16 protein-coding genes are annotated in these 14,338 nt (G+C 59.1%); 8 read left to right on the forward strand and 8 right to left on the reverse strand.

Annotation, left to right across the window (positions count from 1 at the left end):
• Positions 1 to 80 precede the first annotated feature (80 nt).
• Positions 81 to 1,919 (reverse strand): long-chain-acyl-CoA synthetase, encoded by a 1,839-nt coding sequence (locus ICA15_RS02880; protein WP_210553623.1) that lies wholly within the window; start codon positions 1,917 to 1,919, stop codon positions 81 to 83.
• A 383-nt stretch (positions 1,920 to 2,302) separates the two neighbouring features.
• On the opposite strand from ICA15_RS02880, the gene ICA15_RS02885 reads away from it, so the two are divergent.
• On the forward strand, positions 2,303 to 2,581 hold the full coding sequence (locus tag ICA15_RS02885) for a DUF3509 domain-containing protein (protein ID WP_150601301.1): 279 nt from the start codon (positions 2,303 to 2,305) through the stop codon (positions 2,579 to 2,581).
• A 166-nt stretch (positions 2,582 to 2,747) separates the two neighbouring features.
• Here ICA15_RS02885 and mtnC read toward each other — a convergent pair whose 3' ends face one another.
• The 5 genes from mtnC to aroC form a co-directional block, all read right to left on the reverse strand.
• Positions 2,748 to 3,431, reverse strand: coding sequence for an acireductone synthase (mtnC, locus tag ICA15_RS02890; RefSeq protein WP_150601300.1), 684 nt, complete (start codon positions 3,429 to 3,431; stop codon positions 2,748 to 2,750).
• Positions 3,432 to 3,435: 4 nt separating this feature from the next.
• Entirely contained in the window at positions 3,436 to 3,981 is a 546-nt protein-coding gene (locus ICA15_RS02895; protein WP_210553625.1) for a 1,2-dihydroxy-3-keto-5-methylthiopentene dioxygenase, read from the reverse strand.
• A 94-nt stretch (positions 3,982 to 4,075) separates the two neighbouring features.
• On the reverse strand, positions 4,076 to 4,702 hold the full coding sequence (locus ICA15_RS02900) for a methylthioribulose 1-phosphate dehydratase (protein WP_210553626.1): 627 nt from the start codon (positions 4,700 to 4,702) through the stop codon (positions 4,076 to 4,078).
• Positions 4,699 to 5,844, reverse strand: coding sequence for an MFS transporter (locus tag ICA15_RS02905; protein WP_150618559.1), 1,146 nt, complete (start codon positions 5,842 to 5,844; stop codon positions 4,699 to 4,701). The genes ICA15_RS02900 and ICA15_RS02905 overlap by 4 nt, the downstream gene beginning before the upstream one ends.
• A 34-nt stretch (positions 5,845 to 5,878) precedes the next feature.
• A complete protein-coding gene (gene aroC / locus ICA15_RS02910) occupies positions 5,879 to 6,970 on the reverse strand; it encodes a chorismate synthase (protein ID WP_210553627.1) in 1,092 nt (363 codons plus the stop codon).
• A gap of 130 nt (positions 6,971 to 7,100) precedes the next feature.
• Between aroC and ICA15_RS02915 the strand changes: the two genes are divergently transcribed.
• Together ICA15_RS02915 and ICA15_RS02920 are read left to right on the forward strand one after the other, a co-directional pair.
• The gene (locus tag ICA15_RS02915) at positions 7,101 to 8,054 is read left to right on the forward strand and encodes an alpha/beta hydrolase (protein WP_210553909.1); all 954 of its coding nucleotides are present in this window, start codon (positions 7,101 to 7,103) and stop codon (positions 8,052 to 8,054) included.
• A gap of 131 nt (positions 8,055 to 8,185) precedes the next feature.
• The gene (locus tag ICA15_RS02920; RefSeq protein ID WP_150601294.1) at positions 8,186 to 8,977 is read left to right on the forward strand and encodes a hypothetical protein; all 792 of its coding nucleotides are present in this window, start codon (positions 8,186 to 8,188) and stop codon (positions 8,975 to 8,977) included.
• A gap of 83 nt (positions 8,978 to 9,060) precedes the next feature.
• Here the strand turns inward: ICA15_RS02920 and prmB are convergent, their stop codons facing one another.
• Complete coding sequence (prmB, locus tag ICA15_RS02925) at positions 9,061 to 9,969, reverse strand: 50S ribosomal protein L3 N(5)-glutamine methyltransferase (RefSeq protein WP_150618555.1); 909 nt, start codon at positions 9,967 to 9,969, stop codon at positions 9,061 to 9,063.
• A 239-nt stretch (positions 9,970 to 10,208) separates the two neighbouring features.
• On the opposite strand from prmB, the gene ICA15_RS02930 reads away from it, so the two are divergent.
• The 5 genes from ICA15_RS02930 to ICA15_RS02950 all read left to right on the forward strand — a co-directional run bounded on the left by ICA15_RS02930 (position 10,209) and on the right by ICA15_RS02950 (position 12,979).
• Positions 10,209 to 10,799, forward strand: coding sequence for a cysteine hydrolase family protein (locus tag ICA15_RS02930; RefSeq protein WP_008080919.1), 591 nt, complete (start codon positions 10,209 to 10,211; stop codon positions 10,797 to 10,799).
• A 130-nt stretch (positions 10,800 to 10,929) separates the two neighbouring features.
• Positions 10,930 to 11,250: a hypothetical protein gene (locus tag ICA15_RS02935; RefSeq protein ID WP_042558444.1), complete on the forward strand. Its 321-nt coding sequence runs from the start codon at positions 10,930 to 10,932 to the stop codon at positions 11,248 to 11,250.
• Positions 11,251 to 11,323: 73 nt separating this feature from the next.
• Positions 11,324 to 11,881 carry a Smr/MutS family protein gene (locus ICA15_RS02940; RefSeq protein ID WP_210553628.1) on the forward strand — a complete coding sequence of 186 codons (558 nt, stop codon included), beginning with the start codon at positions 11,324 to 11,326 and terminating at the stop codon, positions 11,879 to 11,881.
• Between the two features lie 77 nt (positions 11,882 to 11,958).
• A complete protein-coding gene (gene folE / locus ICA15_RS02945) occupies positions 11,959 to 12,504 on the forward strand; it encodes a GTP cyclohydrolase I FolE (RefSeq protein WP_003204506.1) in 546 nt (181 codons plus the stop codon).
• A gap of 103 nt (positions 12,505 to 12,607) precedes the next feature.
• Positions 12,608 to 12,979 carry a glutathione S-transferase N-terminal domain-containing protein gene (locus tag ICA15_RS02950; RefSeq protein WP_150618553.1) on the forward strand — a complete coding sequence of 124 codons (372 nt, stop codon included), beginning with the start codon at positions 12,608 to 12,610 and terminating at the stop codon, positions 12,977 to 12,979.
• Positions 12,980 to 13,144: 165 nt separating this feature from the next.
• Here the strand turns inward: ICA15_RS02950 and ICA15_RS02955 are convergent, their stop codons facing one another.
• Complete coding sequence (locus ICA15_RS02955; RefSeq protein WP_210553629.1) at positions 13,145 to 14,311, reverse strand: PLP-dependent aminotransferase family protein; 1,167 nt, start codon at positions 14,309 to 14,311, stop codon at positions 13,145 to 13,147.
• Between the last annotated feature and the right edge of the window lie 27 nt (positions 14,312 to 14,338).

Consider the following 14,338-nt stretch of genomic DNA (forward strand, 5'->3'; position numbering starts at 1 on the left):
GGTCAATCGGAAAGCCGACAGTTTCCCGAGCGCGACGATGGCTGTCACCCCCTTTTTCTGAAATTTACCCATAGCCAGAATCAATAGCGGTATTTGCCCTGATGAATTTCAGCCAACACTTCATCGGTCACCTGCACATAGGTTTGCGTGCCGGGTAGCCAGGCGAATATCGGATCGTCGCCTGTCTGGCCGGGGTCGAAGCCTTCATTTTTCAGGCGCGTTTTCTGATATTTGAAAGTGCCGGTGGTTTCCATTTTTACCTTCACCCGCAAAAACAACGGCACCGCATAGGCCGGCAGGCGTTGCCGGGCGAATGCCAGCAATTCGGCGAAATCCAGTGTCGCCAGGGATTCAGCCGGAGTAATCGCCGCCATTCCCGCGCGGCCGTTGGTATTGAGAATTTCCACCCCGTACGCCACTGCTTCGCAAATATGCGGATGTTGCAGCAGCAGGTTTTCGACCTCCGTGGTCGAGACATTTTCGCCCTTCCAGCGATAGGTGTCGCCGAGGCGATCAACAAACTGGGCATGACCGAAACCGATGTTGCGCAGCAGGTCGCCGGTGTTGAAAAAGCGATCGCCTTTGCTAAACACATCGTGCAGCACAACTTTGGCGGTCTTCTGCGGATCGGTATAACCGTCCAGTGGCGCCTTCTCGTCGATCCGCGCCAGCAACAAGCCCTGCTCGCCCTTGCCGACCTTGCGCATGAAACCGTCAGCACTGCGGATTGGCTGGCCGCTGTCATGGTCGTAAGCCACCAGCTCCCAGGCCATCAGCGAAAAACCGATGGTGTTGTCGAAGTTGAGAATGTTGGTGAATCCGATATTGCCGTCGCTCGCCGCGTACAGCTCGCAGATGTGCTCGACGGCAAAGCGGGTCTTGAACTCGGCCCAGGCGCCGGGGCGCAGGCCGTTGCCGATCATCTTGCGCACGCCGTGACGGTTGTCGTCGGCGCTGGCCGGTTGATCGACCAGATAGCGGCACAACTCGCCGACGTAACCAATGGTGGTCGCGCGATAGCGGCGCACGTCGCTCCAAAACTGACTGGCGCTGAATTTACGGCGTATCGCAAAACCCGATGCGCCGTTGATCGCCGAGCCCCAGCACACACACAGACCCGTGGCGTGGTACAGCGGCAAGGTGCAGTAGACGACATCGTCGGGGCGCATGTTCAGCGCGATCATGCCGAAGCTGGTCGAACTGCGCATCCAGCGACCATGCTTGAACACCCCGGCCTTGGGCAGGCCGGTGGTGCCGGAGGTGTAAATGTAGAAACACGGGTCGTCGAAAAATACCTGTTGGCTGCTTGGCGGGTTTTCACTGGAAGCATCAACACTGGCGCTGATCAGGTTGACGTAGCCTTCGGGGGCAATGCCCGGGTGGTTGCTGGTGTCCTGATCGGCAACAAACCAGCTGCGCTGCGGTGCAATCGAGACCTGATCGCGCACCGCTGCGAACGCCGGCAGCAGTTCTTCGCCGACCACAATCGCCACCGGCGCCACCAGATTCACGCTGTGAATCAGCGTGTCACGGGTCAGCGAAGTATTGAGCAGCGCGCTGACGGCACCGACCTTGGCCAGTGCCAGAATCGTCACCAGCAACTCCGGACGATTCTCGATGAAAACCGCGACCACATCGCCCTTGCCGATGCCTTGCTCGCTCAGATAGTGGGCAATGCGATTGGCCCACTGGTTGACCTGCGAATAACTCAGCGCCACCTCTCCCTGCAACAACGCTGGGCCATCGGGGTTGCGCAGAGTCGCTTGTTCGAACGTCCAGCCAAGGCCACAGCTTTGGGTCGGATCCGTGACGTTGGCGACCTTCATGCCCTTGACCACTCGGGGAATGGCCTTGGCAATCATCGGCAGCTTGCGGAGCATCATGCCCCAGGTAATCGTGTCGCTTGGCGCGTGACTCATGGAAGCTCCCCGTTCGACCTTCGCGTGGTGGCCGATGTTTTTTTATTGTCGGGCTGATGCGACCGACGCATTCGAGCGAGGGTCGAGACTGAAAGTACGTCAGCGCTTCTCGGGCTGTACACGCGGTTTTTGCAATGTTTTGTATCCGCCCGGGCGGCGGCGATGTCGATGATTCAGAAAAGCCCGATTGGTTCCGTCAATTCCTGAACGATCCCGCAAAATGCAGGATGCACGATGGCCATTCATGCAGTTTGCACGACACCAGAAAATCATCTTGTTTTTAAGCCATTGATTTATAACAGTTTTATTTTTATCCGATGCTGGCACAATCACTGCAACCTCCTTTGCATGCTTGCCATTCAAGTGCATACGGAGCTGAAAACATGAGCCTGATTCAAGAGAAATTTACCTCCCTGTTCTCCAACTTCGACGTCACCACCTCGCCGCGTCCCGATGGCGGGATTTTGCTGACGCTGCGTAGTGCCGACGGCAAAGTGTTCAAACGTGCACTGACGTATCAGCAACTGCATGCCGGCGACCAACTGTCGTGGGCGATCAGTGCGATTCGTCGTGACCTGGCCGAACAGGCCAGCGAGTTGCCGCAGATTGCGATGCTGCAGAGCCAGCAGCGTTTTGCCCTGCCGACTTATCACTCGCTGTAACTGCGTAAGAACTCGTTAAACAAAACAGGCCGTGGAGCTTTCGCTTCACGGCCTGTTTTTTTGTGCTCAGATTTATCCAGGAGCTGCGGAACGCTGCGATCTTTTGATTTTTAAGAACAAGATCAAAAGATCGCAGCGTGCCGCAGCTCAGTGTTTTGCGTAGACGTCAGAACGCTTCCGGTTCGATTCCGGTGAAGCTGTCGACGGTTACGTGACCCGCCAACTCCCCGCCTTCGCGAGCCAGACCGCAGGTCTGCATACCGGCAGACTGAGCGGCATCGAGCTCTTCGACGATGTCCGACAGAAACAGAATCTGCGCAGGTTCAACAGCAATCGCCTGTTGAATATTGGTGTAAGACTGCGTCTCACGTTTCGGTCCCGATGTGGTGTCGAAATAGCCGCTGAACAGCGGCGTCAGATCACCCGCTTCCGAGCAGCCGAAGATCAGCTTCTGCGCCTGGATCGAACCTGATGAATACACGAACAGTTGATAACCGGCCGCGTGCCAGCGTTGAAGTGCTTCAACTGCATCCGGGTAAACATGCCCTTTCAACTGCCCGGCCTGATAACCCTGCTCCCAGACCATGCCCTGCAACGCTTTGAGCGGCGTGGCTTTGCGGTCTTCGGCAATCCAGCTCAAAAGGATTTCAACAACCCGTTCAACGTCGGCCTGCGGTTCGTTGCTGTCACGACGTACGGCGTCGAGCTGCTCTGCGACATCGGCACGCTCTGCGTTCTGGCGCACGAAGTCCGGCAGGTGTTTGGCCGCGTACGGAAACAGCACGTCGAAGACGAAACTGACGGCGCTGGTGGTGCCTTCGATGTCGGTGAGGATGACTTTGATCGACATGGGCTCAGTCCTCCAGACGCGGGAAGCGACCGGCGATGTCTTCGCCGGTAAAATTGGCAACCCAGCCGTCCGGGTTGTTGAACAGGCGAATCGCGACAAAGTGCGGATGCTCGCCCATGTCGAACCAGTGCTTGGTGCCGGCGGGTACCGAGATCAGGTCATTCTTCTCGCAGAGTACGGCGTAGACGTAATCGTCGATGTGCAGAGTAAACAGCCCACGGCCGGCGACGAAAAATCTGACTTCGTCTTCGCCGTGGCGGTGTTCTTCGAGGAACTTGGCACGCAGTTCGGCTTTTTGCGGGTGGTCGCTGTTAAGGCTGATGACGTCGACGGTGACGTAACCGCGCTCGGTCATCAGTTTGTCGATCTGCTCTTTATAAGCGCTGATCACCTCTTCCTGCGTGGCGCCGGGCTGGATCTTCGCGGTGGCTTGCCAGCGGTCGAAGCGCACGCCCTGCTCGGCCAGAGTCGAGGCGATGTCTTCGAGATGGGTCAGCACCTTGTTCGGAATGTCAGGGCTGGAAACGTGATAGACGGACAGGCTGCTCATTGGGGCAATTCCTCGGTATCGGCCTTGCCGTCCGGTTCTTGCAGACCGGTCGGGCACAGCATTTCATCAGGCAAATGGGCGACTTCGGATGAAGTCAGCCTTGGCGGTTCATGACGCTGCGGGTTTTCAACTCGCATTCAAACAGGAATTCAAAGGCTTCGATCTGGCGCAGTGCATCGTTCATCTGCGCGCCCCAGGTGTAGAGACCGTGACCGCGAATCAGATAACCGACGCAATCGGGATGGGCGTCGAGCCAAGGCTGCACCTTGGCGGCGAGGCGCGCAATGTCCTGGTCGTTGTCGAAAATCGGCACGCGCACCCGGGATTCATGAGTCGAGATGCCACTGAAAGCTTTTTGCAGTTCGTAGTCTTCGAACTCGATAAAGTCTTGCGGGGTCAGGCGCGACAGCACCGTGGCATTGACCGAATGAGTGTGCAGCACCGCACCGATCTCCGGGCGCCAGCTGTAGAGCTGGGTGTGCAGCAAGGTTTCGGCGGACGGCTTTTTGCCCGGCTCCAGGCTGTTACCGGACAGGTCGGTGGCAAGTACATCGTCCAGTCCCAACTGCCCCTTGTGCTTGCCGGACACGGTCAACAACGCTTCGCTGGCCGACAGGCGCGCCGAATAATTGCTGCTGGTGGCCGGTGACCAGCCGCGACCATAAAGGAAACGCCCGGCGTCGACGATTTGCTGGGCGAGTTGTTCACGCGTAAAGCTCATGGCCTGTCCTCTTGCATCCGTGTGGCAATGATAACGGCAGCCGCGAGCGCCGCGAGACTGGCAATACTAAAGGTCAATGTCGCCCCGAGGGCATTCCAGCTGTAGCCGGAATACAACGCGCCCAGCGCACCGCCGGTGCCGGCCAGTGCCGCATACAGCGCCTGGCCCTGCCCCTGTTGACGCGCACCGAAGCTACGTTGCACGAACTGGATGGCAGCGGCGTGAAAACTGCCGAAAGTCGCCGCATGCAGAACCTGCGCAAACAGCAGAACCCAGAGAAACTCCGCGAACGAACCTAGCAGTAACCAGCGCAGGGCCGCCAACAGAAAACTGGCCAGCAGCACCCGGCGCACCGAGAACCGCGCCAGAATTCGGCTCATGGCCATGAACATCAGCACTTCGGCGACTACACCGACCGCCCAGAGCATGCCGATCACGCCTCGTGTGTAACCGAGTTTTTCCAGGTGCAACGTCAAAAACGTGTAATAAGGGCCGTGGCTCATTTGCATCAGCGCCACGCAGCCGTAAAACGCGAGCACGCCGGGGCTGCGCAATTGTTTGAGAAAGCCCTCCCCGCCCGGTCGGTTACCCTGCGCCGGTTGCGCGTTCGGCACCCACAAACTGCTGAGGACGATGCCAGCCATGATCAACACCAGCGCCGCGGGGTAGATGTCGAGGCTGAGCCATTCGAACAGACGCCCCAAAGCGACCACGGTGATGATGAAACCAATCGAGCCCCACAGGCGGATCTGGCTGTAACGCGAGGTCTGGCCCTGTAAATGCGCCAGTGTGATGACTTCGAACTGCGGCAACACCGCATGCCAGAAGAACGCGTGCAAAGCCATGACCATCGCCAGCCAGGCGTAGCTCTTGCTGACGAAAATCAACGAGAAGGTCAGCAACGTGCACACCGCGCCGAAGCGCACGATGGCCAGACGTTTGCCGGTGTAATCACCCAGCCAGCCCCAGATGTTTGGCGCCACACAGCGCATCAACATCGGGATTGCCACCAGTTCGCCGATGCGCGCGGCGCTGAACCCGAGGTGATCGAAGTACAGCGCCAGAAACGGCGCCGTCGAACCGAGCAAGGCGAAATAGAACAGATAAAAACTGGACAGCCGCCAGTAAGGAAGCGCCGCCACGCCCTTCAAGCCGCAGCGGCTTTGATATCTGCCATCAGAGCTGACCCAGCACCGGCGTGTTTACGCGCACATCGGCGTTCTGCCCACGGTGACGCAACAGGTGATCCATCAGCACGATGGCCATCATCGCCTCGGCAATCGGCGTGGCGCGGATACCCACGCAAGGGTCGTGACGGCCCTTGGTGATCACATCGACCGGGTTGCCATCGACATCAATCGAACGGCCCGGGGTGGTGATGCTCGATGTTGGCTTGAGTGCCAGATGCGCAACGATCGGCTGACCGGACGAGATACCGCCTAGAATGCCGCCAGCGTTGTTGCTGAGGAAACCTTCCGGGGTCATTTCATCACGATGCTCGGTGCCGCGCTGGGCAACGCAGGCGAAACCGGCGCCGATTTCCACGCCTTTGACCGCGTTGATGCTCATCAGCGCATGGGCCAGTTCGGCGTCGAGACGATCAAAAATCGGCTCGCCCAGACCCGGCATCACGCCTTCGGCAACCACGGTGATCTTCGCTCCGACCGAATCCTGATCACGACGCAACTGGTCCATGTAGGCTTCCAGCTCGGGGACTTTGTCCGGGTCAGGGCTGAAGAAGGCGTTCTCTTCAACCGAATCCCAGGTCTTGAACGGGATCTCGATCGGGCCGAGCTGGCTCATATAGCCACGAATGACGATGCCCTGGGTGGCGAGGAATCTCTTCGCAATCGCACCCGCCGCCACACGCATCGCGGTCTCGCGCGCCGAGCTGCGGCCACCGCCACGGTAGTCGCGCTCGCCGTATTTGTGGTGATAGGTGTAGTCGGCGTGAGCCGGGCGGAACAGATCCTTGATCGCCGAGTAGTCCTTGGACTTCTGGTCGGTGTTGCGGATCAGCAGGCCAATCGAGCAACCGGTGGTGCGCCCCTCGAACACGCCGGAAAGGATTTCGACTTCGTCGGGCTCTTGGCGCTGGGTGGTGTGGCGGCTGGTGCCGGGCTTGCGGCGATCGAGGTCGCGTTGCAGGTCTGCGACACAAATCTCCAGGCCCGGCGGGCAGCCGTCGACAATGGCGACCAACGCCGGACCATGACTTTCGCCAGCGGTGGTGACAGTGAACAACTTGCCGTAGGTATTGCCGGACATGCAGGACGCTCCGTGAAATCAAACCCGAATTCTTGATGCGCGCCAGTATACGCAGGCTAACCCAGTAGTTCATCCTCGAACCTTAGTGGTGCTGGTGAGTCCAACCGGCACCTTGGCGAATGATGGCGTGATGATGCTGCGAGTTCTGATCTTGAGTCTTACCCTCTTTACTGGCTTTGCCCAGGCGACTGTCCTACAGCGCCCGATGTCTCTGGACACCGGCAGCGGCGAACTTTTCGGCTCGCTGTTGCTGCCAAAATCCGACAAGCCTGTGCCGGTTGTCCTGATCATTTCTGGCTCAGGTCCTACGGATCGTGACGGAAACAACCCTGACGGCGGGCGCAACGACAGCCTCAAACGGCTGGCCTGGGTCTTGGCCAAACACAACATCGCCAGCGTGCGTTACGACAAGCGCGGCGTGGCTGCGAGCCTGGCGGCGACGCCGGATGAGCGCAATCTGTCAGTCGAGGCGTACGCGGCCGACGCGGTGGCGTGGGGACAAAAGCTCAAGGCGGATCCGCGTTTCGGTCAACTGATTCTGCTCGGTCACAGTGAAGGCGCGCTGATCGCCACCCTCGCTGCGCCAAAGGTAGACGCGGCAGCCGTGATTTCCTTGTCCGGCAGTGCCCGGCCGGTCGATCAGGTGATCCGCGAGCAACTGGCCCGCAGCCTGCCGCCGCCGCTGATGCTGCGCAGCAATGAACTGCTCGACAGCCTCAAGGCCGGTCACGTCGATGACAATGTGCCGGGGCAACTGCAAGTGATATTCCGTCCGAGCGTGCAGCCGTATCTGATTTCGCTATTCCGTCAGGATCCCGCTAAAGCATTCGCACAATTGCCAATGCCGGCGCTGATTGTCCAGGGCAGCAATGACATGCAGGTCGGTACCGAAGACGCGAAATTGCTCAAGGCTGCCAAACCCGATGCCGAACTGGTGGTGATCGAAGGCATGAACCATGTGCTGCGCATCGTGCATAACGACATGAAGCGGCAATTGGCCTCCTACAAGGATCCAAACTTGCCGCTGGCTGCGGAGCTTGGTGCGCAAATCATCGAGTTTATTGACGGACTTCGCACCCGTTAAGCCTCAACTGGGGGCGTTTCAGGCAGTTTTCCCGCCTGATCCCCCTCCAGTCCTGAAGAAAACGGCCGATAAGCCTTTGTCGCCAGCGCAATAGCTGGTGACAAGCAGGGCTTGGACAGGATCTCGCCGTTATGACTGATACGCAGACTTCACCCGACACCACCGCTGAAAAAGACGCACCGCCAGCGGTCGAGCTGCCGTGGGCGGATGTCCACGCCGAGCACCACAAGATGCTCCGCCTGGCCCCCTTGCAGACCGACCGCAACACCGGTGGCCGGCCGCTGCGCTTTGTCGAGTTCGGTTACGCCGAACGCAACAGCAAAGAACAAAGCCTGATGCGCATGGCGATCAAACTGCCTGGCCAGCGCGTGCGCAAAGAACAGAATCTGCTCGATGTGTGGGTCAATCACACCACCAAACGTGTGCATTTCGGCCCGGACAGCGGCTTGCAGATCGAACCGTTGAACCGTGGCATCGGCCGTTTCGTCGCTGCGCAAGGCATCAACTGGGCGAAAAAACGCTGGCCCACCTACACCGTCGACGGCATGGACTTGAACAACAAGGACGCGCTGAACGAGGACACTCGCCTGCGTCGCGATCATTTCCTGCGCGTGCATGGTTTTGATGTGGCGTACGCCGATGCGCAGCATTTGAAGGGCAGCGTCAAGGAAGTGCTGGTCGGTGACTTGCTGGGTGACTGGAACAGCGAAAAGCTGCAAGTCGTCGAAATTCTTGAAGCGGCGCAGATGCTTCAGCAGGCTGAGCAGAATCTGGCCGAGCAGGAAGTGAAGCTCAAGAAGCAGGAAGACAAGGTCAGCAAGTTCAAGCGCGAAGACGCTGGGCTGCGGTTCACCATTACGTGTCTGGTGGCGTTCGCGGTGTTTCAGGCGGGGTTGTTGATCTGGATTGCGACACACCGGTAGATCAAAAGATCGCAGCCTGCGGCAGCTCCTACACGGGGATGGTGTACACCTGCCGAAGGCTGCGATCTTTTGCTTTTAAAGGGTTATACGCGTGACGCGAACAGCGCCTGATGATCGCGGCACTGCTCCGCGGTCAGCATGAACACGCCATGCCCGCCGCGCTGGAACTCAAGCCAGGCAAAATCGACTTCCGGGTACAGCGCATCAACGTGCACCTGGCTATTGCCGACTTCAACAATCAGCAAACCCTTCTCGGTCAAATGATCCGCCGCCTCGGCGAGCATCCGTCGCACCAGGTTCAGACCGTCATCACCGCAGGCCAGGCCTAGCTCCGGTTCGTGTTGATATTCGTCCGGCATGTCGGCGAAATCTTCGGCATCCACGTAAGGCGGGTTCGACACGATCAGGTCGAAACGCTGACCTGGCAATCCATCAAAGCCATCGCCCTGCACGGTGTACACGCGCTCATCGACGCCATGGCGTTCGATATTCTGATTGGCCACTTCCAGCGCTTCGAACGACAGATCCGCCAGCACGACTTCAGCGTTCTGGAACTCGTAAGCGCAGGCGATACCGATGCAACCGGAGCCGGTGCACAGGTCAAGAATTCGCGCAGGTTCATCGCCGATCCACGGTGCAAAACGGTTTTCGATCAGCTCGCCGATCGGCGAACGCGGAATCAACACACGCTCATCGACAATGAACGACATGCCGCAGAACCACGCTTCACCCAACAGGTATGCGGTTGGAATGCGCTCTTCGATGCGGCGTTTGAGCAGGCGTTGCAGATTAACCAGTTCATCGTCTTCCAGCGCGCAATCCAGATAGCTGTCGGCGATTTCCCACGGCAGGTGCAGAGCGCCCAGCACCAACTGGCGGGCTTCGTCCCACGCATTGTCGGTGCCATGGCCGAAAAACAGATCCTCCCCATGGAAGCGGCTGACGGCCCAACGGATATGGTCGCGCAGGGTACGAAGTCGGGAAGTGATCACGGGGCAGAACTCCAGAAAAAACGACTGGCGATTCTACCAGCCAAAACGCGCTACGACGACGCAGGAAAAAAACCGGGCCGACCGTAGGACTGTTCTGTTTTTCTTATCCGCTATTGAACAGAACGTGTAACTTGACAAGGCTGCAGGCCAATAACGACGGTGCCTACGATGGTAGCGATTCACAGAACCGCTCAGCCAGAGGACAATGCCGCAAAAGCCCCACCCCAAGGAGCCCCAGAATGTCCGTTCCAAAAACGATGTTTCAACTCAGCGGTCGCGGTTACGCAGCGGCCACTCTGAGCCATGCGACCGTGGTCATCATCGATGCCCAGAAAGAATATCTCAGTGGCCCGCTGGCCCTGAGCGGCATGGACGCGGCCGTCGCAAACATCAAACAAGTGGTTGCCGCAGCCCGTGCAGCCGGTCGGCCGATTGTGCACGTGCGTCACCTCGGCACCGTCGGTGGCCTGTTCGACCCGCAAGGTGAACGCGGCGAATTCATCCCCGGCCTCGAGCCGCAGGGTGACGAAACCATCATCGGCAAACTGCTGCCGAGCGCGTTTCACGGCACTGAATTGCTCGATCGCCTGCAAAACCTTGGCTCGCTGGACCTGATCGTTTGCGGCTTCATGAGCCATTCCAGCGTCAGCACCACCGTGCGCGCAGCGAAGAACCTGGGTTTCCGCTGCACCCTGGTTGAAGATGCCTGCGCCACCCGTGACTTGCCGTTCAAGGGCCGTGTACTGAGCGCCGAACGCGTGCAGGAGGCGGAAATGGCGATCATGGCCGACAACTTCGCCACGCTCGCTTTGACTCAAGACCTGATCTGATCGCCGCTTGATGAGCGGCTCATGCCGCCGCTCATCCGCAAAAGCCTCTCATTTGCCGCAAATGCCATAGCCTCAGGAACAACCCGGTCAACTCCCGGTCGAAGGGCCGATACCATTGAGGAAGGTCGGAATGAAGTTATCCGATGGATTTGACGCACGCCGCTTGCGGCCCAAAGGCCAAAGCAACTGGCGTTTTCGCTTCGGCGCAGCATTCGCCGCCATTCTGGCGACGTTTGGCGTGCTGCTGGCGATGGCCGGTGCTGCCAGCCTGCTGGGACGCCCGCCGGCGCTCGGTGACTTGAACGCCACGCCCATGGGCTCGGCGATTATTCTGGCGGTCGGTTTGCTGTTTCTGTATTTCGGTGTCGCCCTGTGGCGTCGCTGCCGCCGTCGCGCACGGCAATCGCGGGAACTGAACATGTCCCCGCACCTGATGAAAAAACACGACTGATCGACGGCCTGGCTTTTTGCCGGGCCGTTTTGTTTCGACTTGGGTAAACTGGCCGCCCTTCGCGGAGGCTGACATGCAATACGACGATTTTTCCCTGTTCAAAAACGAGCTGCGCGGCGTCAAGCCGATCAAGCACGATCGCGCCGACACCGGCAAACCCAAGACTGACCGCGCCCAGATCGCCAAGCTGCGCCAATCGGCCACCGTGCGCACCGACCAAGCTACCGTTGACGGGCTGTCGGATCAGTTCGTGATCGACGTCGGCCCGGAAGACGAGCTGATGTGGGCTCGCGACGGGGTTCAGGAAAGTCAGATGCGCAAGCTCAAGGTCGGGCAGATCCCGTTCGAAGGCAGCCTCGACCTGCACGGCATGAACGTGGAAAAGGCCCGGGAAACCCTCTGGGCGTTCCTCGCCGAAGCGACCAAATTCGAAATCCGCTGCGTGCGCGTCACCCACGGCAAGGCTGTGCGGCTGGACGGCAAGCGGCCTATGATTAAAAGCCACGTCAACACCTGGTTGCGCCAACATGCGCAAGTGCTGGGTTTCTGCTCATGCCAGGCCAAACATGGCGGCGCCGGCGCGGTTTACGTGATGCTCAAACGCACCATGATGGAAGGCCGCGACGAATAATCGCGTTACACCGAACTTGCAGGGGCGTGTCCGCCACCGTACCCTTGCTCTTTGCGAAAATCCCCACAGGTAGTTTCATGTCCCTGGAACAGAATTACACCGCGATTCTCGGCCAATTGGGCGAGGACGTCTCCCGCGAGGGCCTGCTCGACACGCCAAAGCGTGCCGCCAAAGCCATGCAGTACCTCTGCCGCGGTTACGAACAGACGCTTGAAGAGGTCACCAACGGTGCCCTGTTCAGCTCCGACAACAGCGAAATGGTGCTGGTCAAGGACATCGAGTTGTATTCGTTGTGCGAACACCACCTGCTGCCGTTTATCGGCAAGGCTCACGTCGCGTATATCCCGAGCGGCAAAGTGCTGGGCCTGTCGAAAGTCGCGCGGATCGTCGACATGTACGCCCGTCGCCTGCAGATTCAGGAAAACCTCAGCCGCCAGATCGCCGACGCGGTGCAGCAAGTTACCGGTGCGCTGGGCGTTGCCGTGGTGATCGAGGCCAAGCACATGTGCATGATGATGCGCGGTGTCGAGAAGCAGAATTCGTCGATGATCACTTCGGTGATGCTCGGTGAGTTCCGGGAAAACGCTGCGACCCGCAGCGAATTCCTCAGCCTGATCAAGTAACTCGTCACACAAAAAAACCGGCGTTGATCGCCGGTTTTTTTTCGCCCGTGAAAAATCGGGTAAGCTGCGCGCCTTTCTCAATGTGCACCGTGAGGCTTTCAACGTGTTCGTCAAAGCGCTTCGTGTCGGCCTCGGCCAACTGGTTATTTTCGTCGACTTCATCACCCGTCCGGGCAAGAAACAGCGCCCCGCCGCTGCTCAGGCGCAAGTCGATACGGCTGCCAAAGACCTGACCCTGTATCAGTTCCACGCCTGCCCGTTCTGTGTAAAAACCCGCCGTACCCTGCGTCGTTTGAACGTGCCGGTGGCGCTGAAGGATGCGAAGAACAACGAGCAGGATCGTCAGACGCTGCTGGAACAGGGCGGCCGGATCAAGGTGCCGTGCCTGCGCATTGAAGAGAATGGGCAGACGACCTGGATGTATGAGTCCAAGGTGATTATTGATTATCTGGACAAGCGGTTTGCTGCGGTCTGATGGATTGTGGTGTTGCTGATGTCCTCATCGCTGGCAAGCCAGCTCCCACAGGTTCTGTGAACGCCACAGATCACTGTGGGAGCTGGCTTGCCAGCGATGAGGCCAGTAAAGACACCGCAAGTCCCAGACAAAAATAAACCGGCCCTCGAGCCGGTTTATTTGTTTTCAAGCCGCTTTTTCCATTTGCGCCTGGCGCACCACCGCCGCCAATCGCTTCAGCCCTTCATCCAGTCGCGCCGGGTCGATGTGGCTGAAATTCAAACGCAAATGCCCATGATGGTTGTCCGGATCGGGAAAGAACGGCTCGCCCGGCATGAACGCCACATCATTGGCCAAGGCTTCGTTGAGCAACGTTCGCGTGTCCAGCGGCTGTTTCAACGTCAGCCAGAAAAACAGCCCACCCTGCGGGACATCCCAATCGGCCAGATCGGCAAAGTGCATTTGCAGCGCTGCTTGAAAGCCATCGCGACGCTCACGATAGAAGCCGCGCAACTCAGTTAAGTGCTGCTGATATTTCTCGCTGCCGATCCACTGCAACGCCTGCCACTGGCCGATGCGATTGGTGTGCAGGTCCGCTGATTGCTTGAGCTTGAGCAGATGCGGGAACAGATCCGGGCTGGCGATCAGGTAGCCAACACGCAAACCCGGCAGAAGGGTTTTCGACACGGTGCCGGTGTAGATCCAGCTGGATTTCTTCAGGCGTGCGGCGATCGGCTTGGCACTGCCGCCGTCGAAAGTCAGTTCGCGGTACGGTTCGTCTTCGATCAGGGTCACGCCGAATTCGTCGAGCAGAGCGGCGACGGCTGCGCGCTTGGCCTCGCTGTAGCGCACGGCAGACGGGTTCTGAAACGTCGGGATCAGGTAGATGAACGCCGGACGATGCTGTTCCAGGCGAGTGCGCAGTTGCGCCAGGTTCGGGCCGTCGGCCTCCTGCTGCACAGTCAGGCAATCAGCCCCGAACAGCTGGAAGATCTGCAATGCCGCCAGGTAAGTCGGCGCCTCCAGCAGAATCTCGGTGCCTTTGTCGATGTACAGCTTTGCCGCCAGATCCAGCGTTTGCTGAGAGCCGCTGACCACCAGCACCTGACTCGCCTCGCAGGCCAACCCCAGCGCCCTCGCCTCTGCTGCCAAGGCTTCACGCAATGCTGGCTCGCCCTCGCTCATACCGTACTGACCGAGCGACAGGGGCATGTCGGCCCATTCGACTTTCGGCAACATGGCTTCGGCGGGCAGGCCACCGGCAAACGACATCACTTCCGGGCGCTGTGCCGCGGCGAGGATTTCACGGATCAGAGAACTTTTAAGGCGCGAGACACGTTCGGAAAAAGCCATGGAGGTCACCGGTAGCAAGGCGTGTGA

The organism is Pseudomonas sp. P116, assembly GCF_020149425.1.
Lineage (GTDB): Bacteria > Pseudomonadota > Gammaproteobacteria > Pseudomonadales > Pseudomonadaceae > Aquipseudomonas > Aquipseudomonas anatoliensis.

What these genes read in the sequence shown, in the direction of transcription:
- ICA15_RS02880 (WP_210553623.1), bottom strand. Translation starts at nt 1,919, where the DNA reads ATGAGTCACGCGCCAAGCGACACGATTACCTGGGGCATGATGCTCCGC.
- ICA15_RS02885 (WP_150601301.1), top strand. Translation starts at nt 2,303, where the DNA reads ATGAGCCTGATTCAAGAGAAATTTACCTCCCTGTTCTCCAACTTCGAC.
- mtnC (WP_150601300.1), bottom strand. Translation starts at nt 3,431, where the DNA reads ATGTCGATCAAAGTCATCCTCACCGACATCGAAGGCACCACCAGCGCC.
- ICA15_RS02895 (WP_210553625.1), bottom strand. Translation starts at nt 3,981, where the DNA reads ATGAGCAGCCTGTCCGTCTATCACGTTTCCAGCCCTGACATTCCGAAC.
- ICA15_RS02900 (WP_210553626.1), bottom strand. Translation starts at nt 4,702, where the DNA reads ATGAGCTTTACGCGTGAACAACTCGCCCAGCAAATCGTCGACGCCGGG.
- aroC (WP_210553627.1), bottom strand. Translation starts at nt 6,970, where the DNA reads ATGTCCGGCAATACCTACGGCAAGTTGTTCACTGTCACCACCGCTGGC.
- ICA15_RS02915 (WP_210553909.1), top strand. Translation starts at nt 7,101, where the DNA reads ATGATGCTGCGAGTTCTGATCTTGAGTCTTACCCTCTTTACTGGCTTT.
- ICA15_RS02920 (WP_150601294.1), top strand. Translation starts at nt 8,186, where the DNA reads ATGACTGATACGCAGACTTCACCCGACACCACCGCTGAAAAAGACGCA.
- ICA15_RS02930 (WP_008080919.1), top strand. Translation starts at nt 10,209, where the DNA reads ATGTCCGTTCCAAAAACGATGTTTCAACTCAGCGGTCGCGGTTACGCA.
- ICA15_RS02935 (WP_042558444.1), top strand. Translation starts at nt 10,930, where the DNA reads ATGAAGTTATCCGATGGATTTGACGCACGCCGCTTGCGGCCCAAAGGC.
- ICA15_RS02940 (WP_210553628.1), top strand. Translation starts at nt 11,324, where the DNA reads ATGCAATACGACGATTTTTCCCTGTTCAAAAACGAGCTGCGCGGCGTC.
- folE (WP_003204506.1), top strand. Translation starts at nt 11,959, where the DNA reads ATGTCCCTGGAACAGAATTACACCGCGATTCTCGGCCAATTGGGCGAG.
- ICA15_RS02955 (WP_210553629.1), bottom strand. Translation starts at nt 14,311, where the DNA reads ATGGCTTTTTCCGAACGTGTCTCGCGCCTTAAAAGTTCTCTGATCCGT.